31 protein-coding genes are annotated in these 23496 nt (G+C 64.0%); 19 read left to right on the top strand and 12 right to left on the bottom strand.

Features of this window, described 5'->3' with window-relative positions; all coding sequences use genetic code 11:
• Window positions 1-41: 41 nt before the first annotated feature.
• The 4 genes from H6935_08760 to H6935_08745 form a co-directional block, all read right to left on the bottom strand.
• On the bottom strand, window positions 42-332 hold the full coding sequence (locus H6935_08760) for a DUF2934 domain-containing protein (GenBank protein ID MCP5278441.1): 291 nt from the start codon (window positions 330-332) through the stop codon (window positions 42-44).
• A 183-nt stretch (window positions 333-515) separates the two neighbouring features.
• Complete coding sequence (locus H6935_08755) at window positions 516-908, bottom strand: hypothetical protein (protein ID MCP5278440.1); 393 nt, start codon at window positions 906-908, stop codon at window positions 516-518.
• 15 nt (window positions 909-923) lie between these two features.
• A complete protein-coding gene (locus tag H6935_08750) occupies window positions 924-1277 on the bottom strand; it encodes a hypothetical protein (protein ID MCP5278439.1) in 354 nt (117 codons plus the stop codon).
• A gap of 127 nt (window positions 1278-1404) precedes the next feature.
• The gene (locus H6935_08745) at window positions 1405-1980 is read right to left on the bottom strand and encodes a MarR family transcriptional regulator (GenBank protein MCP5278438.1); all 576 of its coding nucleotides are present in this window, start codon (window positions 1978-1980) and stop codon (window positions 1405-1407) included.
• Window positions 1981-2093: 113 nt separating this feature from the next.
• On the opposite strand from H6935_08745, the gene H6935_08740 reads away from it, so the two are divergent.
• Window positions 2094-2570 carry a cytochrome P460 family protein gene (locus H6935_08740; protein ID MCP5278437.1) on the top strand — a complete coding sequence of 159 codons (477 nt, stop codon included), beginning with the start codon at window positions 2094-2096 and terminating at the stop codon, window positions 2568-2570.
• Between the two features lie 302 nt (window positions 2571-2872).
• Window positions 2873-3106: a hypothetical protein gene (locus tag H6935_08735; GenBank protein ID MCP5278436.1), complete on the top strand. Its 234-nt coding sequence runs from the start codon at window positions 2873-2875 to the stop codon at window positions 3104-3106.
• Between the two features lie 20 nt (window positions 3107-3126).
• Here the strand turns inward: H6935_08735 and H6935_08730 are convergent, their stop codons facing one another.
• The 4 genes from H6935_08730 to H6935_08715 all read right to left on the bottom strand — a co-directional run bounded on the left by H6935_08730 (window position 3127) and on the right by H6935_08715 (window position 5279).
• Window positions 3127-3696 carry a carboxymuconolactone decarboxylase family protein gene (locus H6935_08730; protein MCP5278435.1) on the bottom strand — a complete coding sequence of 190 codons (570 nt, stop codon included), beginning with the start codon at window positions 3694-3696 and terminating at the stop codon, window positions 3127-3129.
• Between the two features lie 55 nt (window positions 3697-3751).
• Window positions 3752-3979: a hypothetical protein gene (locus H6935_08725; GenBank protein ID MCP5278434.1), complete on the bottom strand. Its 228-nt coding sequence runs from the start codon at window positions 3977-3979 to the stop codon at window positions 3752-3754.
• Between the two features lie 78 nt (window positions 3980-4057).
• Window positions 4058-4591: a TetR/AcrR family transcriptional regulator gene (locus tag H6935_08720; protein MCP5278433.1), complete on the bottom strand. Its 534-nt coding sequence runs from the start codon at window positions 4589-4591 to the stop codon at window positions 4058-4060.
• A gap of 91 nt (window positions 4592-4682) precedes the next feature.
• Window positions 4683-5279 carry a hypothetical protein gene (locus H6935_08715; protein ID MCP5278432.1) on the bottom strand — a complete coding sequence of 199 codons (597 nt, stop codon included), beginning with the start codon at window positions 5277-5279 and terminating at the stop codon, window positions 4683-4685.
• Window positions 5280-5411: 132 nt separating this feature from the next.
• On the opposite strand from H6935_08715, the gene H6935_08710 reads away from it, so the two are divergent.
• The 9 genes from H6935_08710 (at window position 5412) to H6935_08670 (ending at window position 12694) form a co-directional block, all read left to right on the top strand.
• Entirely contained in the window at window positions 5412-5993 is a 582-nt protein-coding gene (locus H6935_08710) for a sigma-70 family RNA polymerase sigma factor (GenBank protein ID MCP5278431.1), read from the top strand.
• A 12-nt stretch (window positions 5994-6005) separates the two neighbouring features.
• Window positions 6006-6290 carry a zf-HC2 domain-containing protein gene (locus H6935_08705; GenBank protein ID MCP5278430.1) on the top strand — a complete coding sequence of 95 codons (285 nt, stop codon included), beginning with the start codon at window positions 6006-6008 and terminating at the stop codon, window positions 6288-6290.
• A 161-nt stretch (window positions 6291-6451) separates the two neighbouring features.
• Window positions 6452-6751, top strand: coding sequence for a hypothetical protein (locus tag H6935_08700; GenBank protein ID MCP5278429.1), 300 nt, complete (start codon window positions 6452-6454; stop codon window positions 6749-6751).
• Between the two features lie 18 nt (window positions 6752-6769).
• Window positions 6770-7612: a DUF692 domain-containing protein gene (locus H6935_08695; protein MCP5278428.1), complete on the top strand. Its 843-nt coding sequence runs from the start codon at window positions 6770-6772 to the stop codon at window positions 7610-7612.
• On the top strand, window positions 7602-8381 hold the full coding sequence (locus tag H6935_08690) for a putative DNA-binding domain-containing protein (protein ID MCP5278427.1): 780 nt from the start codon (window positions 7602-7604) through the stop codon (window positions 8379-8381). The genes H6935_08695 and H6935_08690 overlap by 11 nt, the downstream gene beginning before the upstream one ends.
• Before the next feature lie 8 nt (window positions 8382-8389).
• The gene (locus H6935_08685; protein ID MCP5278426.1) at window positions 8390-8842 is read left to right on the top strand and encodes a DoxX family protein; all 453 of its coding nucleotides are present in this window, start codon (window positions 8390-8392) and stop codon (window positions 8840-8842) included.
• A gap of 10 nt (window positions 8843-8852) precedes the next feature.
• Window positions 8853-11141: a bifunctional diguanylate cyclase/phosphodiesterase gene (locus H6935_08680; protein MCP5278425.1), complete on the top strand. Its 2289-nt coding sequence runs from the start codon at window positions 8853-8855 to the stop codon at window positions 11139-11141.
• A 446-nt stretch (window positions 11142-11587) separates the two neighbouring features.
• Window positions 11588-11947: a DUF2384 domain-containing protein gene (locus H6935_08675; GenBank protein MCP5278424.1), complete on the top strand. Its 360-nt coding sequence runs from the start codon at window positions 11588-11590 to the stop codon at window positions 11945-11947.
• Window positions 11948-12694 (top strand): RES family NAD+ phosphorylase, encoded by a 747-nt coding sequence (locus H6935_08670; GenBank protein ID MCP5278423.1) that lies wholly within the window; start codon window positions 11948-11950, stop codon window positions 12692-12694.
• Window positions 12695-12735: 41 nt separating this feature from the next.
• Here the strand turns inward: H6935_08670 and H6935_08665 are convergent, their stop codons facing one another.
• A complete protein-coding gene (locus H6935_08665) occupies window positions 12736-13785 on the bottom strand; it encodes an AI-2E family transporter (protein ID MCP5278422.1) in 1050 nt (349 codons plus the stop codon).
• 51 nt (window positions 13786-13836) lie between these two features.
• On the opposite strand from H6935_08665, the gene purM reads away from it, so the two are divergent.
• The 3 genes from purM (at window position 13837) to H6935_08650 (ending at window position 16351) form a co-directional block, all read left to right on the top strand.
• Complete coding sequence (gene purM / locus H6935_08660; GenBank protein MCP5278421.1) at window positions 13837-14892, top strand: phosphoribosylformylglycinamidine cyclo-ligase; 1056 nt, start codon at window positions 13837-13839, stop codon at window positions 14890-14892.
• Between the two features lie 13 nt (window positions 14893-14905).
• Window positions 14906-15541, top strand: coding sequence for a phosphoribosylglycinamide formyltransferase (locus H6935_08655; protein MCP5278420.1), 636 nt, complete (start codon window positions 14906-14908; stop codon window positions 15539-15541).
• Window positions 15542-15613: 72 nt separating this feature from the next.
• On the top strand, window positions 15614-16351 hold the full coding sequence (locus H6935_08650; GenBank protein ID MCP5278419.1) for a DUF3108 domain-containing protein: 738 nt from the start codon (window positions 15614-15616) through the stop codon (window positions 16349-16351).
• A 7-nt stretch (window positions 16352-16358) separates the two neighbouring features.
• Here the strand turns inward: H6935_08650 and H6935_08645 are convergent, their stop codons facing one another.
• From H6935_08645 to H6935_08635, 3 genes are all read right to left on the bottom strand, one after another.
• The gene (locus H6935_08645; protein ID MCP5278418.1) at window positions 16359-17504 is read right to left on the bottom strand and encodes a 5-(carboxyamino)imidazole ribonucleotide synthase; all 1146 of its coding nucleotides are present in this window, start codon (window positions 17502-17504) and stop codon (window positions 16359-16361) included.
• Entirely contained in the window at window positions 17501-17965 is a 465-nt protein-coding gene (gene purE, locus H6935_08640; GenBank protein ID MCP5278417.1) for a 5-(carboxyamino)imidazole ribonucleotide mutase, read from the bottom strand. The genes H6935_08645 and purE overlap by 4 nt, the downstream gene beginning before the upstream one ends.
• 70 nt (window positions 17966-18035) lie before the next feature.
• Entirely contained in the window at window positions 18036-19415 is a 1380-nt protein-coding gene (locus tag H6935_08635; protein MCP5278416.1) for a phosphomannomutase/phosphoglucomutase, read from the bottom strand.
• A 303-nt stretch (window positions 19416-19718) separates the two neighbouring features.
• On the opposite strand from H6935_08635, the gene soxY reads away from it, so the two are divergent.
• From soxY to H6935_08610, 5 genes are all read left to right on the top strand, one after another.
• A complete protein-coding gene (soxY, locus tag H6935_08630) occupies window positions 19719-20186 on the top strand; it encodes a thiosulfate oxidation carrier protein SoxY (protein ID MCP5278415.1) in 468 nt (155 codons plus the stop codon).
• Between the two features lie 46 nt (window positions 20187-20232).
• Window positions 20233-20547 (top strand): thiosulfate oxidation carrier complex protein SoxZ, encoded by a 315-nt coding sequence (gene soxZ, locus H6935_08625; GenBank protein MCP5278414.1) that lies wholly within the window; start codon window positions 20233-20235, stop codon window positions 20545-20547.
• A gap of 50 nt (window positions 20548-20597) precedes the next feature.
• Window positions 20598-21944, top strand: coding sequence for a sigma 54-interacting transcriptional regulator (locus H6935_08620; GenBank protein MCP5278413.1), 1347 nt, complete (start codon window positions 20598-20600; stop codon window positions 21942-21944).
• A gap of 28 nt (window positions 21945-21972) precedes the next feature.
• A complete protein-coding gene (locus H6935_08615) occupies window positions 21973-22356 on the top strand; it encodes a CZB domain-containing protein (protein ID MCP5278412.1) in 384 nt (127 codons plus the stop codon).
• A gap of 507 nt (window positions 22357-22863) precedes the next feature.
• Window positions 22864-23490 (top strand): rhodanese-like domain-containing protein, encoded by a 627-nt coding sequence (locus tag H6935_08610; protein MCP5278411.1) that lies wholly within the window; start codon window positions 22864-22866, stop codon window positions 23488-23490.
• Window positions 23491-23496: the final 6 nt, after the last annotated feature.

The following is a 23496-nucleotide window of genomic DNA, read 5'->3' as shown; positions in this document are numbered from 1 at the left end:
GCTGGCTGCGCGCGGGTTCAAGCCAGGTTCAAGAGGTGTGCTCAGTCACCGCTCTCAAGTAAACGAAGGGCCGCCCCGAGTTTACTTGACCCCCTCGGGGGGCGGGCTGGGCGCAGCCCGGCCCTGGGGGCGCTCAGATCGACGCCTGCCTGGGCCCGTACCCGGGCCTCGGCGGCCAGCCAGTCATCCAGTTCGCATCCCGGACAAAACCCGCGCTGTTCCGCCAGGTAATAGGCCGCCTCGGCCACCATGGCGTCGAAGTCATCGGGCTCCCTCTTGGCTTCGGTCTTCTTGCCGGTCGCCTGCTTTCCGGCTTTTGCTGTCGCGCTCATGTCAATCTCCTTATGGTTACGGGCGGAACGATGGCCCGCCGCTGTTTCTTGGTCGTACCAAGCGCGAATTCCTGACGCGGTGAGGGGTATTTTTCTACTCCATCAAGTGGAGCGCATCCTGGCCCCCAGCCCGGCCCACCAGCGCCGCCGGTTGCCGGGCAGGGGCGCTGAGGTCTACTAGGTTCAATTCCCCTGGAGCATGCTCAACAGTTGCTTCTCACTCTGACCGCCCAGGCGCACCTGGCGGATGAGGCCGTCCTCCACCAGTACGAAGCTGGGCGTGGCGGCAATGCCGAACGCCCGCGCCAGTGGCGCCGATTCCGCCACGTTGATCTTGATGAGATTGGGGTGGTCGCCGCGCAGCCGGTCCACCACGGGGGCCATGGCCCGGCAAGGGCCGCAATGGGGTGCGAAGAAGTAATACAGCCGCCGGCTTTCCCTCTGGGCGGGGCCATCCACGGCGGAAGTATCCGGTGCGGGGCTGCCCTCGCTGCGCTTTGCCCGCCGCAAGGCCAGGAATTGGCTCAGGACCAGCAGAGCCACCAGGCCCCCCACGATAGTGATCAGCCATTGCATGGCATTCTCCGGGAATCAGTAGCCAAAGTCGCCTGTCCAGGCGCCCTTGCGGAAATCAATGGACAGCCAGCGGGGCACATAGGGCTTGGGATCAGCAATGGGAAAATCATCCAGGGGCGGCGTGCCGCCCACCTCCGCCACGTTGCACACCCGGGTCATCACCGGACGGAAGCGCACGGCAAGCCGCTCCGATGCCAGGGTGGCGTCGTCTGCGACCTGCTCACTGAAGCGCACCCGCTTGCGGATCAGGCAGGAGAACAGCAGTTCCATCTCCGCCAGCAAGGGCGTGGCGCGGGCGGCCAGGGCGCGCTCCGCCGCGGGGCTGAGGCGAATTTCAAGTGTTTTATCCGAAAGGGTGATGTGGGCCATGTCGGCTCCCGTCCAATTGCATTGCTTGCTCGTGGATTGGTCGTTCTGATGGGTCAATCCTGACAACATACATGCCGTCATCCTTAACAGCATGCATGGACCACCATGACGAACCCCTTTTCGCGGGCTATGCCGGGTCTCCGGCTGGCTCGTGTTCGCGACAGATGCGCTCTCGGTCCCCCACCGTCAACGTCTCGCCGGTGAGGCCGCAACGCCACTGGCCGAGACCTTCCGCGAGGTGGTGACGGCAGGTGCGGCACACGCCGAAGCTCTTCCGCCCTTCCGCGAGCTGCAAGCGGCGCAGCATGCCGGTCAAGCCATCCAGCAGCCCCTTGGGCAGGCTCCTGGCGGCGGTCTGGAAGCGCTCGGCGCCCGCCTGCTCCACCGCCTTCACCAGGGACAGGCCGGCCTCGGTCAGGGCCAGGCGCACCACCCGGCCATCCCTGTCATCCGCCCCCCGTGCGAGGAAGCCCTTGCTCTCCAGCAGGATCAGGCTCTGCGACACAGTGCCCTTGGTCAGGCCCAGATAGTCGCTCACCGCCTGGGGCGTGTTGGAGTAGCGGTTGGCGTTGGCCAGATAGAGAAGGATGCGCGCATGCACGGGGAGCAGGCTGTGCGTCGCCGCCACGGTCTTCAGGTGGGCCTCCGCTAGATTGCCCAGGCGTTCGGCCAATTCCAGGATGCGCAGGATGTCATTGCTCATGGGTTTAATGTAGCGGATCGATACTTGATTGACAAATCAGAACCTCCTCCCTATAAGTATCGTATCGATACCAAATGGATCGATATGACCCCATCTTCGAGAGGAACCCGAACATGAAAACCCTGCTACTTGCCCTGAGCCTGACCACCGCCACCGCCACCTATGCGGGTAGTGCCGGCGTGGACTATCCCCTCGGCTACCGGAACTGGTCCCACGTAAAGAGCCTGATCCTGGAGCCCGGCCATCCCCTGCACGAGACCTTTGGCGGCCTGCACCACATCTACGCCAACGACCGCGCCCTGAAGGGCTACCGGAGTGGCAAATTTCCGGACGGCGCGGTGATCGTGTTCGACCTGCTGGAGGTGGACAAGGCCGGTAGCGCCATCGCCGAAGGGCCGCGCAAGATCGTCGGCGTGATGCAGCGTGATGCCCGGCGCTTCAAGGACACCGGTGGCTGGGGCTTCGAGGGATTCGCCAAGGGCGACCCGAAGCAACGGGCAGTGGGCAGCCAGGCCAAGGGTGCCTGCTTCGCCTGCCATGCCGAGCAGGCGGCCAAGACGGGTTATGTATTCAGCGCCTGGCGCGAATAACCGGCTCGCCTGCCGGCGCCGTGCACCCCAGGGGTGCACGGCCCGTCTTCGCGGCCTGCGTAAAGCGCGGGGGTTGTCCCAGGCGAGCCTGGGGCAGCGGGTGGGCCTCTCCCAGGAGTGTTGGCCCCCACAAGGTGCTGGTGGTCACCCGCGTAGACCGGGCCTGGCAGGCGGAGGGCTGGTGGGTCCGGTTGCCCCAGGAGGATTTCTGCCAGGTGTACGGTCTGCACGCCAGCCAGAAGTAACAGGACCGGGGCGGGCCGGGTATCGACCTGATCCTGGACACCCTCCGGGGCAGCGTGGTGGCTGAACAGGAACGGCAACACTTCCTGAAAGCCCAGCTCGTTTTCTGGCTGCTGGCCGCGCCGGATGGCCATACCAAGAACTTCAGCCTGTTCATAGAACAGGGTGGCCGGTTCCGCCAGCCCCCCAACTCTCAAGTAAACGAAGGGCCGCCCCGAGTTTACTTGACCCGCTCGGGGGGCGGGCTGGGCGCAGGCCGGCCCTGGGGCCGCTCAGCACTTGCCGCCAGATGAAGGCGGATTTCGATAGCCGTTTATACCGACCAGACACGGCCCGCGAAGGCGCCGTCAACCGGGGTGTGGAACAGGTGGTTGGCGTAGTTGCTCAGGGTCTTCACGGAGATGGCCAGGACGATCTCCAGGATGTGCCGCTCGCTGAACCCCGCCGCCAGGAAGGCCGCCACGTCCGCCTTGCCGGGCAGGCCCCGCTTCACCACCATGGTCCGGGCGAAGTCGTGCAGAGCAGCCAGCTTCGCATCGGGGATGGGGACGCCGTCGCGGACGGCGTTGGTCACCGCCACCGGCACGCCGGACATCTTGTCGGCGATGAAGCTGTGGGCGGCCACGCAGTAGGTGCAGCCGTTTTCCCGGCTGATGGCCAGCAGCACCACTTCCTGCTCGGCGGGCGTGAAGCCGGAAGATTGGCGGAAGCGCTCGTAGCCGTGGATGTAGGTGTCCAGCAATCCTGGCGAGTTGGCCATGACGCCATACATGTTGGGGATGAAGCCCAGCTTGTTCCGGGCTTCTTCCAGGCGGGCGCGGGCCAGGGGTTCCGCCTCGTTGGGGCTGAGGGAGGGGAGGGAGAGTTTGTGTTCGGCTTGCATGAGCGACTCCTGTTTCTAATGAACCGACTGGTCCATAAGTGGGCACAAAAAAGGGCTACAGTCCCACCAACTCGGCGGTATGGCCGCATGCGCGAACCAGGCCGAGAAGTTCGGTAGCCCTCGTCTTGGCCGGGTCGAAGGCCACCAGTAGCAAATGCGGCCTGCCGGGATTGAAGCGGGGCGCCACGACGCCGTCCCGAGCCCACAGGTGCACTTCCAGGGCCGCACGGGCCTTGTCGTCGAGGGCTTCGTCAATGTGGATCATGGTGTCGCTGTAGTTCATGGTGCTCTCCGGTTGCGGGGTGTGCCCAAATGCCGCACGGCCTATCTGGACCGTACGTTCCATAATAAGTCAAAAAAATCAGTCCAAGGCCATGAGGATCACCGCGATGATGCCTTTCAGGGTTTCCGCGTCAGCGCCGGCCTTGGCCTGATTTTTTAGGCCGCTCATGCTGCTCACCAAGTAGTTGGCCAGTTGCTGGGCGTCCCGCTCGGGCCGGATGTCCCCTTCGCGCTGGGCGCGTTCCACCGCAGCCCGCAATATGCCGCGAAAGCGTTCGATGCTGTGGGCCACATCGCGGGCGATCTCCGCCTCGTTCTGCGCGAACTCGCTGGCGGTGTTCATCACCAAACAGCCCCGACGCTGGCCCTCGGCTTCCACGTCAGCCAATACGGAGTTCAGAAAGGCCTCGATAAAGCGACGGCCCGAAGACGCGCCTGCCAGCCCTTCCCGCAAGTGGCCGGCCAGGAAATCCGTGTAGCGTGCCATGCATTGCCGGAACAACTGCTGTTTGCTGCCAAAGGCTTGGTATAGGCTGCTCTTGGACAGGTTCATGGCGTTGAGCAGATCCTGCAAGGAGGTGTGCTCGTAGCCTTGCGTCCAGAATAACTGCATCGCTGTTTCCAGCGCGCTGTCCGGGTCGTATTGAAGAGGTCGTCCAATGCTTAGTGCCATGCCTCGTTTATGGACCGGGCGGTACAGTATGTCAAGGATGGATGCGAAAACGGCCGACATAAAAACTCAGATCCGCCGCATCCTGAGTGCCAGAGGCCAAGGGCTGGCCCTTAAGAAACATGCGGATGCAGTTGTTCTGCATCTCGGTCTGGGTGATGACCCGGCCATCCAGGGGCTTGTAGCGCGGATAGCGGCTGGCCACGTCCATGAGGGAGGGGATGTCCACCTCGTGCCGGCCCATCCCCACCTTGCCGCCGGCCGTGCCGCCGTTGGGATGGCACGCGGCACAGTTGAGTCCCGTGGTACCCAGGCGGGCATCATTGAACAGGGTCTCGCCCCGCTTCATCGCGGCCTGTTCAGCCCGGGCCGCGAAGGCCTTGCGGTCCGCCTCCGCCAGGCCCATGAATCGGTTCAGCCGCGCCATCGCCTCCGCCGGCAGGCCGTCGCCGTGCTGCTGAACGACACCGGGGCCGTAGTGGGTGGGGTAATTGAGCCAGGGATTGTTGTGGGGGTTGGGCGGCAAGGGCGTGGGTGTGCCTGGCCCGGAGAACTGGAAGCCAGCCGCGCCGAGCCCGGCCCCTGTAACCATCAACACAATACCGATCAGGAAAAATGTAAAACGGCCCATGGCGTTGCTCCTTGTCTGATGGGTGATCAAGGGTTGGTCGTCTGAAGCCAGGAACTCCTGACAGGTATTGGCGTCATTTATGGACCGTCTGGTACATTACCGCCACAACAAGACCATTGGATGGAGAAGACCATGGGTGAATACGCCGCCGGCTCGCCGGATGATTGGCTTACGGATCATGGCGCGGCCTTATATAAATATGCCCTCCTGCACACCCGGGACGAACACAGGGCCGAGGAGGCGGTGCAGGAGACCCTGCTGGCGGCGTTGCAGGCCAGGGACCGTTTTTCCGGGGAATCCTCGGTACGGACCTGGCTCATCGGCATCCTCAAGCATAAGGTCATGGACATGTTCCGCCGAGATGCAAGGGAAGTGCAGCTGGAAGATCCGGATGACGCGGAGGTCAGCGAGGATCCGCTGACGGAGGAAATCTTCAAGCCCAGTGGGCGCTGGCAAGACAAGCCCTCGGACTGGGGCAACCCCGAGGAGATGCTGGAACGCGGCCAATTCATGACTATCCTGCAGCGTTGCCTGGATGCGCTGCCACCTCGTCTGGCGCGTCTTTTCATGATGCGTGAGGTCATGGAAGAAAATACTGAAAATATCTGTCAGGAATTGGCCATTACGCCGACCAACCTGTGGACGATGCTGTATCGGGCCCGTTTGGGGCTCCGGCGGTGTCTCGACCGGAACTGGGTCGGCTCAATGTCGTAAGAGCGCCCGAGGATGATGAAGATGCTGACCTGCAAGGATGCAAGCCACTTGATTTCGGAGAACCAGGAACGCCCCTTGGGTTTCCGGGATCGCTGGGGTCTGAAGCTGCACCTGATGATGTGCGTGTACTGCCGCCGTTTCGAGCAGCAGGTGGCCTTGATGCGGAAAGCCCTGCGCGAGCTGGGCCGCCGCGCCGAGTCCGAAAGCGAGGACATCGCGGAAGACATCGAATTCACCCCCGAGGCGCGGGAACGCATCCGCAAGGCCGTGGCCGAGCGGTGCAACCACGAACACTGAACGCCCGGTTCTCCGAGACCATCGTCATCCCAAACCCATCGACGGGCCGCCCCAAGATGGGTTTGCCCCCCACGGGGGGCAGTCCGGCCGACAGGCCGGGCCGGGGGCCAAGTAGCTGCCCACCCGGGCAAACAACATGACAGACCTTTAGGAGAATCGACATGAACGCGACCAAGAAAACCCTGACCCTGGCCCTGGGGGCCGCCCTGACCGCTGCCATCGGCACTGCCGGCCTGGCCCAGGCTGCAGGCAATCCCTTTGCCATGCAAGGCCTTTCCAGTGGCTACATGGTGGCCGCCGCGGACAAGGCCAAGGATGGCAAGTGCGGCGAAGGCAAATGTGGTGGCAGCAAGGATGCCAAAGCCAAGGACGGCAAATGTGGCGAAGGCAAGTGCGGTGGCAGCAAGGCCAAAGCCAAGGATGGCAAGTGCGGCGAGGGTAAGTGCGGCGGCAAGAAGTAAGCCATCGGAGCACCCGACATGCATGGCTATCCACTGCATGGCGCGGGCCTCGGCCTGAGGCGGGAGCACTTGCCCGACCTCATGGCCGGGATTCCGGATGCCATCGATTTCTTGGAACTCGCCCCGGAAAACTGCTTGGACATGGGCGGCTCCCGCCGCAAGGCCCTGCGTTTTATTGCCGAGCGTCGGCCCATCGTCGCCCACGGGCTCTCCCTCAACCTGGGCGGCCCTGCTCCCCTGGACGAGATCTTCCTGAAACGCGTGAAGCGCTTCCTGGACGAATACCGTATTGACCTCTTCACCGAGCACCTGTCCTGGTGCGGCGACGACGGCCACCTCTACGACCTGCTGCCCATTCCTTTCACGGCTGATGCAGTGCGGCATGTGGCAAATCGCATCCGCCGCACCCAGGAAATTTTGGAGCGGCCCATTGCCATCGAAAACGCCTCCTACTATGTGGCCCCCGCCATGGCCGAGATGAGCGAGATCGCGTTCATCCGCGCGGTGTTGGAGGAGGCGGATTGCGGCCTGCACCTGGACGTGAACAACGTCTATGTGAACAGCTTGAACTTCGGCTTCGACCCCCGCGCCTTCATCGATGCGATGCCCACGGAACGTGTGGTGTACATGCACATGGCCGGCCATTGGCGGGAGGCGGAAGACCTCATCATCGACACCCACGGAGCGGACGTGATCGAGCCGGTGTGGGATCTGCTGGCCCATGCCTTCCGGGTGGTCGGCAACCCGCCCACCCTGCTGGAGCGGGACTTCAACATTCCGCCCCTGGACGAACTGATGCCCGAGGTGGAACGCATTCGCGCGATGCAGATTCAGTCACGGTATTTGCGCCATGTCGCCTGAGCCCCTTTCCTTCACCACCTACCAGGCGACCTTCGCCGCCCGCATCCGCGACCCCAGGGGCGCTCCCCGGCCACCCGGTGCTCCGGCCAGGCGCATGCGGGTGTATGAGGAACTGCTGTTCAACAACCTGGAAGGCTTCCTGCTGGCCTGCTATCCGGTCACCCGGAAGATACTTGGCGCGCAAGCCTGGAAACGCACCGTGCGCCACTTCTTCAAGGAACACCGCTGCCACTCGCCCTTGTTCCGGGATATCCCCAAGGCCTTTCTGGAGTGGATCAAACCCCGCGCCGCTGAACTGTTCCCGAACCTGCCCTTCCTGCATGAGTTCATGCATTACGAATGGCTGGAACTGGCGGTGGAGACGGCGCCCGACGAGATCGGCCTGACCGCTCCCGAGCGGGTGGACGCCAAGGGCGATCTGCTGGCCGGGCGTCCGGTGGTAAACCCCACGGCGCGGCTGGCCTGCTACCACTACCCGGTGCACCGCATCGGTCCGCGTTACAAGCCCGCCGTGCCGGATGAAGCCCCCCATTGCTACCTGCTGTTCCGTGATTCCGGGGATGAAGTGCGCTTCATTCAGCTCAATCCCCTGGCGGCTCACCTCATGGACCTGTTGCGCGGCCAACAGCCCACCGGGCGCGAGGCCTTGGCCCATCTGGCCGGGGAAAACGCGCCCGACCAATTCGAGCTTTACCTGCACGCGGGTGGAGAACTGCTCAACGACCTTTATGCCCGGGGCGCGCTGCTGGGCACCTGGAGAGAACCATGAACGCCTGCCTGACCTGCATGACCCGTGACGCCCTCAACCTGCTCAACCGCGCCGGCGCGTGGCTCGCCCCCCTGGGCTTGCGCCTGCTGCTGGCCTACGAGTTCTGGGAATCCGGCGTGGAGAAGTTCAAGGGCGAAAACTGGTTCGCCGACATCCAGGGGCAGTTTCCCTTCCCCTTCAACCTGGTGCCCCCTGAAATCAGCTGGCAGATCGCCACCTGGAGCGAACTGATCGTCCCCGTGTTGCTGGTGCTGGGCCTGGGCACCCGCTTCGCCAGCGTGTCGCTGATTGTGCTCACGGTGGTGGCCTGGGCCAGCGTGCATGCCGGCAATGGCTACAACGTCTGCGACAACGGCTTCAAGCTGCCGCTGATTTACCTGGTGATGTTCGTGCCCCTGCTGCTCAATGGTGCCGGAAAGCTGTCCCTGGACCACTGGATTGCCGGCCGCATGAAAGGCTAAGGTGGGCATCATGGAGCGGGGCCTGAAGTGGCGCATCCTCGCCCTCTATGCCCTGGTCCTGGCCCTGGGGGCCGGGTTCACCTGGCGGATCTACCAGGACAGCCGCGATCTCTACTCTGCCACCGTGCCCCTGGTGGAGGAAGGCCTGCCCGTGCTGGGTAGCCTCTCCGCCCTGCGCGCCAGCGTGGTGGCCCAGGAACCCATCCTGTATGAGTATTACGCCACTGCCGATTCGGCCCGCTTCCGCTTGCGCTGGCAGGCCAATCGGCAAGCCATCGCCGACCATGGCGCAAAGGTGCGCCGGGATTTTCCCCAACACCCCCGACTGGCCTCCATTGACGCCCACGATGCCCGGATCGGCCAACTGGCGTCGGAACTGGATATCACCCTGGGCACGAAACCCGTGGACTGGGACCAGGCCCGGGCGCTGTTGGAAGAAATCAGCCGCCATGCCCTGGAAATCAACATCCATCTGGACAACCTGGCGGAAGATGTCCATACACGCGTGGAGCACCGTGCGGCCACGGCGCGGGTGAGCGTGGCCGCCATCAACCGTTCCGCCCTGTTCTATGGCATCGGCGTGTTCCTGCTGGCCCTGACGGCGGGCTATTTTCTCAACCGACATCTTGCGGGCACAAGGGAGCGCCAACGCCTGGCCATGTTCCCCGAGCGCAACACCCATCCGGTCTTCGAACTGGGCTTGCAGGGCGAGATCCTTTACGCCAACCCCGGCGCCCGGGCGACGCTGGCCACTCTGGACAGTGATGCCGGCCCCGCCGCCCTGCTCCCCGCCAACATCCACTCAAGATTGACCGAATTGCTGGACTTGGGCGCGGAAACCGGACACTGGGCCTACGGAGCGTTGGGGCGCGAGTTCGAGGCGGGCGTGCATTACCTCACGGACTTCAGTCGTTTCCACGTCTATCTGACGGATGTGACCGCACGTGAGGAAGCCAAGCGGCACCTGGCCTGGCTGGCCCACCACGACCCCTTGACCAATCTGCCCAACCGGCGGCGTTTCCTGGAAGACATCACCACCGCCGTGGCCGAGGGCGGCACCGGGGCGGTGGCCCTGCTCAGCATCGACCGGCTCCGGCGCATTGTCGACGGGGTCGGGCACCGGGTGGCGGACCAGCTGCTCATTGCCGTTTCCCGCCGGATGACCCAGTCCTTGGAGGACACCGCATTGCTCTGCCCCCAGGCCTGCTTGTACCGTTTCGAGGGCGCGGTATTCGGCCTCCTCCTGCCCTGTCTGAAGACGGACGAGGCACCTGGAAACATCGCGCTAAAAATCGCCAGCGCCTTCGAGGCGCCCGTGCATGTGAATGGCCAGTCTTTCCACCTGGGCGTGAGCATCGGTGCCAGCCTGTTTCCCGCGGATGACGGTGATGCCGTCAACCTGATCAGCCATGCCGACCGGGCACTGCAACAGGCCCGGGGCCATGGCGGCTACCGCGCCTACGACCGGGAACTGTCCATCCAGGCCAGGGATCGTCTGGAACTGGAGAACCACCTGCGCCATGCCCTGTCGCGCCAGGAATGGTTCCTGGTGTACCAACCCCAGGTGGAGGTTGCGAGCGGACGCATCATCGGCGCGGAAGCCCTGTTGCGCTGGCGCCATCCGACCCGCGGCCTGATTTCTCCAGCCAGTTTCATCCCCCTGGCCGAGGAAACCGGCCTGATCGTCCCCATCGGCGCCTGGGTGCTGCAAACCGCCTGCGCCCAGGCGCGCCGATGGATCGACGATGGGTTCCCGCCCCTGACCATGGCGGTCAACCTGTCGGCGCGGCAGTTCGAAAGCGAGCAACTGGCCGAGGAGATCGCGGCCACCCTGAATGCCACGGGCCTGCCACCCCAGACCCTGGAACTGGAAGTCACGGAAAGCCTGGCCATGGAAGACGTGGAGCGGTCGATTCGCACCCTGCGGGCATTGAAGGCCCTGGGGATACGTATCTCGGTGGACGACTTCGGCACGGGTTACTCATCCCTGGCCTACTTGCGCCGTTTGCCCATCGACAAGCTCAAGGTGGACCAGTCCTTCGTGCGCGCCCTGGAAAACGATCCGGCCAGCGCCATGCTGGTTCGTGCCATCGTGGAACTGGGCCACAGCCTGGATCTGGCCATCATCGCCGAAGGAGTTGAGAACCAGGCGCAGCTGGCGTTTCTAAAAGAGATCGGGTGTGAGGAGGCACAGGGCTATTGGTTCAGCCGGCCGCTGGAAAGCACTGACTTTCTGAAGCGGCTTCTTCCGGTGAACGGGAGTACAGGAAAACTCCAACAATTGGGCCGAAACCCTTGATCTGGGCGCGCAGCAGGCTTGGTGCCAACAAGTGAGCTGGCAGCGAGCCAATGCACGAGGTCCGCTGAATTCGCTAGCTGAAGCCAGTGATCGTGTCCTTCGGTGTGGCGTAAGAAGCGATCTTGATGTCATCGACGCCGGCGGTTTTGGGGAACCGATCAGCGAGTGACCGCAGGCAAGCTGACGTTGTGGTTCTCGCCCAGGTCGTCGAGGGTTTTCATGGTCATGTAGCGGCGCAGTCGCGCCCACTCGTCGTTCTGCGCATGATGGAAAGCGAACAGTCACCCGAGCGCGTCATGGCGTTCTTCCAAGATCCGAAGGTGAGCTATGTGGCGTAAAGACTTATTCGGGCCGGATTATTAATGCTAATTTTATAAGCAAATATTGCGTGCAATGTGCGCATTATTTTCTTATATTGTGCAATATGCACATATTGGAGGGGTGAGATGAACCTGGCTGTTGCAGCGACACCAGATAAGGCCAGTGTTTTGGCTGAGGCCTTCGCAAATGCGGGCAAGCTGCTTGGCCTGACCCAGGCGGACCTTGGCGCCATTATTGGCAAGGACCGTACTGCTGTAGGCCGTGGACGTATCGACCCCACGAGTAAGGACGGCGAACTCGCGTTGCTGTTTATTCGGTGCTATCGCGCCTTGTTCGTCTTGGTGGGCGGCGCCCAGGACCAGATGCGGCACTGGATGCACACTGAAAACCTGCATACTGGCGGTGTGCCCGCTGAGCAGGTCAAGAGCGTGCAAGGTCTTGTCAGGGTGCTGGAATACCTCGACGGTATTCGGGGCAAGCTGTAGGTGGTGGATTGGGGTGCTTGCCTGGCGCAGGCCGCGCCAGGCCTCCTCGCGGGTACGCTGCTGCGGTTGGTGGAGAGTCAGGAGCAAGTTGCAACCAACCAGCTCGTCAGTTCCCTGGGGCGCCAGTCAGTCTTGGAAGAACTGCTGGAGCAGACCAAACCCCCGTTACCGCATGGCACAGAAGGGCTCCATTACCTGCTGGCCACGCCTTTTCGCTATCCCCCGCTGCAATGGGGGTCCCGCTACGGTACACGGGCAGAACCCGGCTTGTTCTATGGCTCACTCACGACCACCACCGTACTCTGGGAGGCCGCTTTTTACCGCTTCGTGTTCTGGCATGGCATGAAAACCCCGCCACCCGCCAAACTGGATACCCAACATACCCTGTTTGGCGCGGAGTACCTGACCGTGTATGGGCTGCGGCTGCAGGATGCGCCATTTAAGGCGTTCCAAGCCACGTTGACTGACCCCGCAGACTACCGCGAGAGCAAGGCCCTGGGCCATAAGATGCGGGAAATGCGCGTACAGGCCTTTGAGTGCATCTCGGCTCGAGACCCCGCGCATGGCATCAACGTGGCGCTATACACGCCCGAGGCCTTGGCCAACCCCAAGCCGGTCTCCCAGGAGGCCTGGTTGGGGGAGGTGGATGGTGCGCACGTCAAGTTTCGCGCGGCACATGGCAAGGACGTGCACGATTTCCCCCTGGAGGCCTTCCTGGTGGCTGGAAAGCTGCCGCAACCCGCGTGAACCGGGACAACATGATTTCCAGGCTGTTGTGGCCCTTGCCGTCAATCCAGTTGCTTCTTGAGGTGCCGCAGGCCCACCAGGAAGATCGCCGCCGCCGGGATGGCGATGAGCACCCCCACGAAGCCCAGCAACTGGCCGAAGGCCATGAGGGCGAAGATGACGGCCACGGGATGGAGCCCCACCTTCTCGCCCACCAGCCAGGGGGTGATGACCATGCCTTCCAGCAACTGGCCCACGGCGAATACGCCCCACACGGGCAACAGGTCGGCGAGGGTGCCGAACTGGGCCCAGGCGGCCAGGGTGCCCAGCAACACGCCCACCACCACCCCCAGGTAGGGCACGAAAACCAGGATGCCGGTTACCAAACCCACGGCCAGGGCGTAGTCCAGGCCGGCGATCCAGAGGGCCAGGCTGTAGAACAGGGCCATGACCAGGATCACCATGACCTGGCCCCGCACGAACTGGGACAGCACGGCGTCGAATTCACTGGCCAGGCCCACCACTCTTGGGCGCAGACGGTCAGGCAGCCAGTCCGCCAGGTGGGCCATGGTGCGGTCCCAGTCCCGCAGCAGGTAGAACAGCACCACGGGCACCAGCAGCAGGTTGGCCAGGAAGCCCACCAGGGCCAGGCCGCTGTCTGCAAGTTTGGGCAGATAGGGGGTGAGGCGGCTCAGTTCCGACACGTGGCCCCGCAGCCAGGCCAGGATTTCTTCCTGGTCCCTCACCAGGTCCACACCGAAGGTGGCGGACAGCCAGGGCAGGAAGGTGTTGCCCGCCCACTCCACCAGGCCGGGAATCTGCTGCATGAAGAGCCGGGCCTGGGCCTGGAACAGGGGGGTGAGGATCAGGGCCATGAGCACGAACACCAGCGCCAGGCCCGCGAGCACCAGTACCGTGCCCCAGGTGCGGCCGATCTTGCGCGCCTCCAGCCGGTCCACCAGGGGGTCGCACAGGTAGGCGATGGCGGCGGCCAGCAGGAAAGGAGCGAGGATGGGCGACAGAAGGTAGAGCAGCCAGCCCCCCGCCAGGGCTACGGCCAGGGTGAGGGCTGTTCGGGTGGGGAGGGACTGGAAGGGAGGCTGGGCGTTCATGTCGGCTAGAATAGCACCCTCTTTTCTTCGCCTTTTCCCTCCGGATTCATCGTGACCACGCCTACTTCCCCCACCTCCGCCACTTCCCTTTCCTATCGTGACGCCGGCGTGGACATCGACGCCGGGGATTCCCTGGTGGAGCGCATCAAGCCCCACGCCAGGCGCACCCTGCGGCCCGAGGTGCTGGGGGGCATCGGCGGCTTCGGCGCCCTGATGGAACTGCCCAAGCACTACAAGGAGCCGGTGCTGATTTCCGGCACCGATGGGGTGGGCACCAAGCTGAAGCTGGCCTTCCAGATGAACAAGCACGACACCATCGGCCAGGACCTGGTGGCCATGAGCGTCAACGACATCCTGGTGCAGGGGGCCGAACCCCTGTTCTTCCTGGACTACTTCGCCTGCGGCCACCTGGACGTGGACGTGGGGGAAGCGGTGGTGGCGGGCATCGCCCGGGGCTGCGAGCTGTCCGGCTGCGCCCTCATCGGCGGCGAGACGGCGGAAATGCCCGGCATGTACCCGGCGGGGGAATATGACCTGGCGGGCTTTGCCGTTGGCGTGGCGGAGAAATCCCGCCTTATCTCGGGGCGTGACATCCGTCCCGGCGACACACTGCTGGGTCTGGGTTCCAGTGGCCCCCATTCCAACGGCTACTCCCTGGTGCGCAAGATCGTCGAGGTGACGGGGGCCGACCTGGCCAGCGACTTCCACGGCCGTCCCCTGGGTGAAGTCCTGTTGGAGCCAACCCGCATCTACGTCAAGCCCCTGCTGGCCCTGATGCAGGAGATCACGGTGAAGGGCATGGCCCACATCACCGGCGGCGGCATCACCGGCAATGTGCCCCGGGTGCTGCCCGACGACTGCACCGCCGTCATCGACGCCCAGGCCTGGACCTGGCCGGCGGTGTTCCAGTGGCTGCGGCAGGGGGGCAACGTGGCTCTGCCGGAGATGCACCGCACCTTCAACTGCGGCATCGGCATGGTGGTGGTGGTCGCCGCTGCCGACGCGGCTGCCGCCATGGACTTCCTCAAAAGCCAGGGCGAGACGGTGTACCGCCTGGGCGAGATCAAGGCCCGCCAGGCCGGCCAGGAACAGACCATCATCGTTTGACGCTTAATAGTTCATGCGTGTCGTCATCCTCATCTCCGGCCGGGGCAGCAACATGCAGGCCCTGCTGGAGGCGAACCTGCCCGTTGAGTTCGCCTGCGTCATCAGCAACCGGCCGGATGCCACGGGCCTGGCCTTTGCCGCGGAACGTGGCGTGGCCACGGCGGTGGTGGACCACAAGGCCTTCCCGGACCGGCCCAGCTTCGATGCGGCCCTGGCCCTGGAAATCGACCGCCATGGACCCGACCTGGTGATCCTGGCGGGCTTCATGCGGGTGCTCACCGACGACTTCGTGCGCCGCTATCAGGGCCGCATGATCAACATCCACCCGGCCCTGCTGCCGGCCTTCCCCGGCCTGCATACCCATGAGCGGGCCCTTAAGGAGGGCGTGAAGCTGCACGGCTGCACCGTGCATTACGTCACCCCCGAGGTGGACGTGGGCCCCATCATCGTCCAGGCTGCCGTGCCGGTGCTGGCGGACGACACCCCCGAGACCCTGGCGGCCCGGGTGCTCAGGCAGGAGCACCGCATCTTTCCCCTGGCCGTGGCCTGGATCGCGTCCGGGCGCGTGGACCTGCGGAGCGATGGCACCGTGGCGGTGCAAGGGCTTCCGGACATGGCTGAAGCGGCCCTGGTCTCCCCCCACGACTGATTCCGGTGCCCTGGTCATCCGAGGCACGGTTTTATCCGTTACTCAAGCACAGATATGACCTTGGGACTTGGCATGAACATCCGGTTGGGTTTGATCCTGGCAGGCCTTGTGGCCCTGGCCATGCCTGGGTCAGTGACTGGCATCGAAGCGTGGGCCGACACGGGCTCCCGTTCCCAGGCCATGGCCCCCTTGCGCTCCTTGCCCGCCCAGTCCCGCCTGGTCTACGACGTGCTGGCCGGGAAGGACGGCTTGAAGCTGGGGCAGGCCGTGTACACATGGAGGGTGAGTGGCGAACGCTACCGGCTTGAAAGCGTGGCGGAGGCCCAGGGCGTGGCCAGCTTGTTCATGAGCGGTCGCATCGTCCAGACCAGCGAAGGTCGCATCGGCAGCCAGGGCCTGATACCCGAGCTGTACGCCCAGACCAAGAGGGAGAAACCCAAGGGCACGGCGCGTTTCGATTGGGACAATCGGCGACTCGTCATGTCCCGGGGCACGGAGGCCTTGGCCAAGGGAACCCAGGACCTGCTGAGCTTCCCTTTTCACCTGGCCCTGACCGTGGCGGAAGACGCCGGCGCCTGGCAGATGCCGGTGACCAACGGCCGCTATCTGAAGCATTACCGGTTCAAGGTGACGGGGTGGGAGCGCCTGCAGGTGGGCAAGCGAGGCGTGGACACCCTGCACGTGCGGGGCAGCCGTTCCGAGGACGAGAACCTGGATGTGTGGCTCGCCCCTTCCAGGGAATGGCTGCCCCTGCGCATCCGCACCGAGGACGAGAAAGGCCTGCCGATTGAGATGAAGCTGGCTTCCTGAAGGCCCTTCAGCCTATGCCCAGGGTGGCGCGGGTCTTCATGGCCAGTTCCAGGGCCTCCTCCACCGTGGGGGCCAGGCAGTTATAGTGGCCCATCTTGCGGCCCGGCCGGGCCTCGGCCTTGCCGTAGAGGTGCAGTTGCAGGCCAGGATGCTTCAGAAGCTCGTTCCAGGACGGATCGGGAGACCAGACGTCCCCCAGCAGGTTGACCATGACCACCGGCGAGAGCAGGCGGGGGTCCCCCAGGGGCAGGTCGCACAGGGCCCGCACCTGTTGCTGGAACTGGTCCGTGGCACAGGCGTCCAGGGTGTAGTGACCGCTGTTGTGGGGGCGGGGCGCCATCTCGTTGAAGACGATGCGGCCGTCCTGGAGGACGAAGAACTCCACCGCCATGACGCCCACGTAATCCAGGCCCCGGGCCAGATGGGCGGCCATGTCCCGGGCCTCGTCCGCCAGGGATTCCGGCACCCGGGCAGGTACGATGCTGATGTCCAGGATGCCCTGGCGGTGCTGGTTTTCCGCTACGGGAAAGAAGGCGACCTCGTCCTTGGCATTGCGGGCCAAGACCACCGAAACCTCCCGCTCCAGGGGCAGGAAACCTTCCAGCAGGCAGGGCACCCGGCCCAGATGGCGGAAGGCGTCCGTCAGTTCCTCCCGGCTGTTGACCCGGGCCTGGCCCTTGCCGTCATAACCCAGGCGGCGGGTTTTGAGCAGGGCGGGGGCGCCCACCTTTTCCCAGGCATTGTCCAGGTCCGCTTCGGACTCGATGTTGGCGAAGGGGGCGGTGACGCAGCCGAATTCCCGGGCCCGGGTTTTTTCCGCCAGGCGGTCCTGGGCCACGGCCAGGGCGCTGGCGGAGGGGGCCACGGGGCAATGCTTGGCCAGCATTTCCATGCTCTGGGCCGGCACGTTCTCGAATTCCGTGGTCACCGCGTCGCACAGGCTGCCCATGCGCAGCAGGGCCACGGCATCGGTGTAGTCGGCCTTAAGGTGGGTGTCGGCCACCTGGCCGGCGGGGGAATCGGGGTCCGGGTCCAGCACCACCACCTTGTAGCCCATGACCCGGGCGGCCAGGGTGAACATGCGGCCCAGCTGGCCGCCGCCAACGACGCCCAGGGTGGCGCCTGGCAGGAGGGGGGTCCAGGCGTCGGTCATTCGTCGGGCAATTCCATGCCCAGCACGGCCTCGGTCTGGGTCTTGCGGAACTCGATGAGCCGGGCCCGGACCTCGGGAATCTCGTTGGCCAGCAGGGCGGCGGCGAACAGGGCTGCGTTGGCGGCCCCCGCCTCGCCGATGGCAAAGGTGGCGGTGGGGATACCCTTGGGCATCTGCACGATGGAAAGCAGGGAATCCATGCCCTTCAGGGTGCGGGACTGAACGGGCACGCCCAGCACCGGCAGGTGGGTCTTCGCGGCTGTCATGCCCGGCAGGTGGGCGGCGCCCCCGGCCCCGGCGATGATGCACTTCAGGCCCCGGCCGGCGGCGGATTCCGCGTATTCATACAGCAGGTCCGGGGTGCGGTGGGCCGAAACCACCCGCTTCTCGAAGGGGATGCCCAGCTTGGTGAGGAGGTCGGCGGCGTGGCGCATGGTTTCCCAGTCGCTGACGCTGCCCATGATGAGTCCGACGAGGGGCTTGTCCATGGTTCAGGGCGTTCTGCTAAAGGCAAGAATGATACCGCGCTGACTAGAAGGGCAGCACCGTTCCGGGCAGGGCCTTGTTCAGGATGCGGCGGAAATCGTCCTGGATGCGAGCCAGGGCGGGGGCATCGTCCGCTTCGAAGCGCAACACCAGTGAGGGCGTGGTGTTGGAGGCCCGCAGGAGGCCGAAGCCGTCGGCGTATTCCACCCGCAGGCCGTCCAGGGTGATGATTTCCCGGGCGTCGTCGAACCGGGCCGAGTCCCGCAACCTGCCTATGAGATCCTGGGCTTCCCCCTCGCCCAGCCTGATCTGCAGTTCCGGCGTGTTCACGGCATTGGGCAGGGCCTGCAGCAGGGCTCCGGCATCCGGATGTCGGGAGAGGATTTCCAGCAGCCGGGCCCCGGCATAGAGACCGTCGTCGAACCCGTACCAGCGCTCCTTGAAGAAAATGTGGCCGCTCAGTTCTCCCGCCAGCAGGGCCCCGGTTTCCCGCATCTTGGCCTTGAGTACGGAATGGCCGGTCTTCCAAAGCAGGGGCTGGCCGCCATGGTCCCGGACCCACTTGTAGAGGTGGCGTGTGGATTTAACGTCGAAGATGACCTGGGCGCCGGGGTTTCGGTCCAGCACGTCGGCGGCGAAGAGCATCAGCTGGCGGTCCGGGTAGATGATGGTCCCGTCCGTGGTGACAACGCCCAGGCGGTCCCCGTCGCCGTCGAAGGCCAGGCCCAGTTCGGCATCGCCAGATTTAAGCCGGGCCTTGAGGGGAGCCAGGTTTTCCGGCACCGAAGGGTCAGGGTGGTGATGCGGGAAGCGACCGTCCACTTCGCAGAACAGTTCTTCCACCTGGCACCCCAGGGCCCGGTAGAGGGCCGGGGCGAAGGCGCCGGCCACGCCGTTGCCGGCATCGACGACGATTTTCATGGGGCGCGCCAGTTTCACATCCCCGGCGATTCGTGCCACGTAGTCGGCCCTGATGTCATGTTGCCTGTAGCTGCCCTGGCCGCTGGCGAAGTTTCCGGCCTCGACGCAGGACCGCAATGACTGGATGGCTTCTCCCGCCAGGGTTTCCCCCGCCAGCACCATCTTCAGGCCGTTGTAGTCCGGCGGGTTGTGGGATCCGGTCACCATGGCCGCGCAGCCCGTGCCCAGATGGTGGGCCGCGAAGTACGCCATGGGGGTGGCGACCCGGCCCAGGTCGATGACATCCAGGCCGCTGGCTTGCAGGCCCCGGGCAAGGGCCGCGGCCAGTTCCGGCCCGGACAGGCGCCCGTCCCTCCCCAGCACGATGGCCGTCTGGCGGCGGGCCAGGGCTTCGCTGCCCAGGGCGCGGCCGATGCGCTCCATGCCTTCGGCGGTGAGGGTCTTTCCCACGATGCCACGGATGTCGTAGGCCTTGAAGATCTCGCTGGGTAGGCAGATGGGCATTGAAGAGTGGGGGGAAGGTGTAAACGTCGCGAACGAATTGTCAGGGCCCAGGCCAGCGGCTGCAAATGACCCTGTGAATCTGGCAAAGCATCACCAGAGCCCATGTCATGACACGTCATGTCATGGGCTCTGGTGATGGTCCTTCCGTCAGGTGTGCATGCTTGTGTAAAACATAATTAATTCATTTACTTGTGCGATATGAGCGGTTTGGCACATCCTTTGCTAACCAGCAGGTCGCGCATGCTTGAGTATCGAAGAACATGCGGCAAAGGCAATCTGTTTTCCCCATTGAAGGAGTTGGCAATGAACTCATTGCGTAGGACGATGTTAAAAGGTGCCAGCTCCGCTGGCGTGGTTGGCGTGGCCGTGATGGCCGGCCTTTTGAAGCCTGGTGTGGCCATGGCTACTTGGAACAAGGCAGGTTTTGAAGCCAAGGACATGGGCGGTGCCATGGGCGCCGTGGGTGGCGGAGCCGCTTCCGCCAGCAGCGACATCTCAGTGAAGGCCCCCGACATCGCCGAGAACGGCGCTGTGGTGCCGGTGGAAATTACCAGCAACATCGCTGGCACGAGCCGCATCGCCATCGTTTCCGAGAAAAACGGCTTCCCCTTAATCGCCGACTTCAACCTGATGAATGGCGCTGAAGGCTACGTCTCCACCCGCATCAAGATGGGCGCCACCTCCAACGTGGTCGCCGTGGTGCACGCCGGCGGCAAGAGCTACAAGGCCCATAAAGAGGTGAAGGTCACCATCGGTGGCTGCGGCGGTTAAGCCCCGCCCTGTTCCCAAGACATTGAACTGAATACAGGAGAACGAAATGGCAGAGCCGATGAAGATCCGCGCCTCCCTGAAGGGTGGCGTAGCCGAAGTGAAGTGCCTGATGAACCACGTGATGGAAACGGGCCTGCGCAAGGACGCCAAGACGGGCGCTGTGGTGCCTGCGCACCACATCACCAACGTGACCTGCGAGGTGGGTGGCAAGCCGGTAATGGATGCCCAGTGGGGCGGTGGCATCAGCAAGAACCCCTACCTGGCGATCCGCGTCAAGGGCGCCAAGGCGGGTGACAAGGTGGTGGTGAGCTGGGTGGATAATACGGGCGACAAAAACACCGCCGAAGCCACCGTGGGTTGACCATCCGCACGGACGGGCCTCGTGCGGCCCGTCCTCCGTTGCGACATGCCATGACCCAAACACGCCAGCTTCCCGAACAATCCTTCCTTCAAGGTCTGGTTGATGCCCACCAGGAACCGTTTTGCCTGGTCGACGAGCAATACCGAATCGTGGCCGCCAACCAGCGGTATGCCGAGGTCTACGCCGGCCTGGATAAACATGCGGTGGTGGGGCGCAAGTGTCACGAGATTTCCCATGACTCGGAGGTACCCTGCGACGCACACGAGGAGTGCCCCTTACGGCAGACCTTCGACCAGGGCCACCCCTTCCAGGTGGTGCACCGCCATTTCGACCAGTACCACCAGCCCGACTACGTGACAGTTCATGCCACGCCGATTCTCAATTCGCTTGGCGAAGTGGTGCTTATGGGGGAGAGGATGTCCTCCATCAGCCACGGCAGAGATCTTTGCTTCGACGCGGAGAAGATGGTGAGCGGCTGCTGCCCCTCGTTCATGCGCGTTCTGGATAACCTGACATCCGTGGCCGAAACCGACTTTCCCGTGCTGATTTTGGGCGAGACCGGCAGCGGCAAGGAGATGGCCGCCCAACTCATCCACCGCAAGTCGCGTCGTGCGGACAAGGAATTCGTCACCATCGACTGCACCCAGTTCACGGAGGAACGCTTCGCCAGTGAACTATTCGGCCATATCCGCGGCGCCTTCACTGGCGCGGTCGAGAACAAGATGGGCCTGTTCGAGCTTGCCGACCGGGGCACCCTGTTTCTGGACGAGATCGGCGATTTGCCCCTGGTCAGCCAGGCCAAGCTGCTACGCGCCCTGGAGACCGGCAAGTTCCGCAGGTTGGGGGAAACCCGCGAGCGGCGTGCCGACGTGCGCCTGGTATGCGCCACCAACCGCGATATCCAGAGCATGGTCAAGCTGGGCGAATTCCGCGCGGATCTCTATTACCGTATCAACTGCATGCAGGTTGAACTGCCGCCGCTGCGGCACCGCAAGGGTGATCTGCCTGAACTGGTCAACTATTTCCTCGACCGTGTCGGACATCGCCAAGGCATCAGCGAGGCGGCCTATGAGGCGCTGCTGGGTTACCCCTTTCCCGGCAACATGCGCGAGTTGCGCAACATCGTCGATCGCGCCGTTGCCCTGGCGCGGGGGGCGCGACTGGACATCCAGCACCTGCCGGCCGAGGTCACGCGCCCGGAACTCGCCCCGGCGGTGCATCCGGTACACGCGGAAAGCGATTTCGTCGAATGTACGGAGCACGAACTCTCCGAGGCCGAACACCTGCGCGAGGTGCTGCACAAACACCGCGGTAACCGGCGCCTGGCGGCCCTGGAACTGGGCATCACCGAGCGCACACTGTATCGCCGGCTCAAGGCCCACGGCATCGAGCAATGATCGGCAACAAAATCCCCGGGAGAAAGCCATGACCAAGACGGAAGCCCTGAGCCAGGTACGCCACGCCAAGTCGTCGCACATCCGCTGGCGCGCTTATGTCCAGGCCATGGTGGCTGGCCTGGAGATCGAGGAGCAGCGCGCGCCAGTGCACCACAAGGATTGCGACTTCGGCCAGTGGTTCTACGGCGAGGGATTCAAGGCGTTCGGCCACTGGCAGATCTACCAGGACGTGGAATACGGCCACGAACTGCTGCACGAGGTCTATCAGATGCTGCATCGGATCATGGGGGAGGGTGACCCTGCCCGCGCGGCGATGATCACCGAGCAGCTAGTGGGCATTTCGCATTCGCTATTGGCGGCACTGGATTTGCTGGAAGAGGAAATCCGCTTGGCGGCGACGGACAGTTTTTGACGGACTCACCGGCGTTACCGCAGGTGGCGTGTTGGCCGCCGACGCATCCGCCATCTTGGGTCAAGCGAGCTTGTGTCCAAGATGGGCCATCCCGGATTTCTTCCATTCTCTGAAACATCCTCTTTAGGCCAGTTTATCCGACTCCCTCCGAGCGCCCCGGGAATCCGCTTCGTGGATTCCGTCCGCCGAGGTGGACAAGAAAACGATCGAAGCAAAGTAGCGAGCTTGCGGCAAGGCTTGGAGCGGCCCTACGGTTTCTTGATAGGGCTCATTGGAGGGGCGTCCGCTGCGATACACCCCTCTCTGTCATGACTCCATGTCATGACATGGACGCGTCGACTGCGTCCCACTACTGAATCGGATAAACAAAATCCTATAAAAACAACGAAGTGGATTTCTGATTCTGTTGGCATGGAAATGGCTAGGGGTGCGTCCTGGCCTTCCAGTGGAGAATTGACGATGCATCTTGCCGTGCCAAGCCGCCCCGGTTTCCTGGCGTGGCTCCGCATGCTTGTCTTTCTGGCAGCGGGACCCGTCCTCGCCGGTGAGGTGCGCATCACCCATGACCTGTCCAACGTGGAAGTACTGCACGACGGCAAGCCGGTACGCATTGAGCGCAACCCGGACACGGAAAACCTGCTCGATCCGGATTTCATCCTCACCTCCCGCCCCTGCCCGCCGTACTGCATCCAGCCCATGCGCCTGGCCCCCGGCGTGGAGACCCTGGGCGAACTGGAGCTGATCGATTATCTGACGCGGGCCGGCCGGGACGATTCCGTGCTGGTGATCGATTCACGTGACAGCGATTGGCCGCTGCGCTCCGGGGTGATCCCCGGCGCCATCGCCCTGCCCTGGCAGGACCTGCATCCGGCCCACACCGAGCCGGCGAAGATCGTCGAGACCCTGGTATTCCGCTTTGGCGCCGCCCACGAGGGGGCGCTGTGGAACTTCGAGAATGCCAAGACCCTGGTGTTCTATTGCAATGGCCCCTGGTGCGGGCAATCCCCCACCAACATCAAGCAACTGTTGGCCCTGGGCTACCCGCCAGGCAAGCTGAAGTGGTACCGGGGCGGCATGCAGGCCTGGAAGTCGCTGGGCCTCTCCACGGTGCCGCCCATCCTTCCCAAGAAATAGGAGATT

The sequence above is a fragment of the Thiobacillus sp. genome, from assembly GCA_024235835.1.
Taxonomy (GTDB): domain Bacteria; phylum Pseudomonadota; class Gammaproteobacteria; order Burkholderiales; family Thiobacillaceae; genus PFJX01.
Note: the sequence above shows the minus strand (reverse complement) of the source record. Positions and strands in the feature narration are given on the sequence as shown.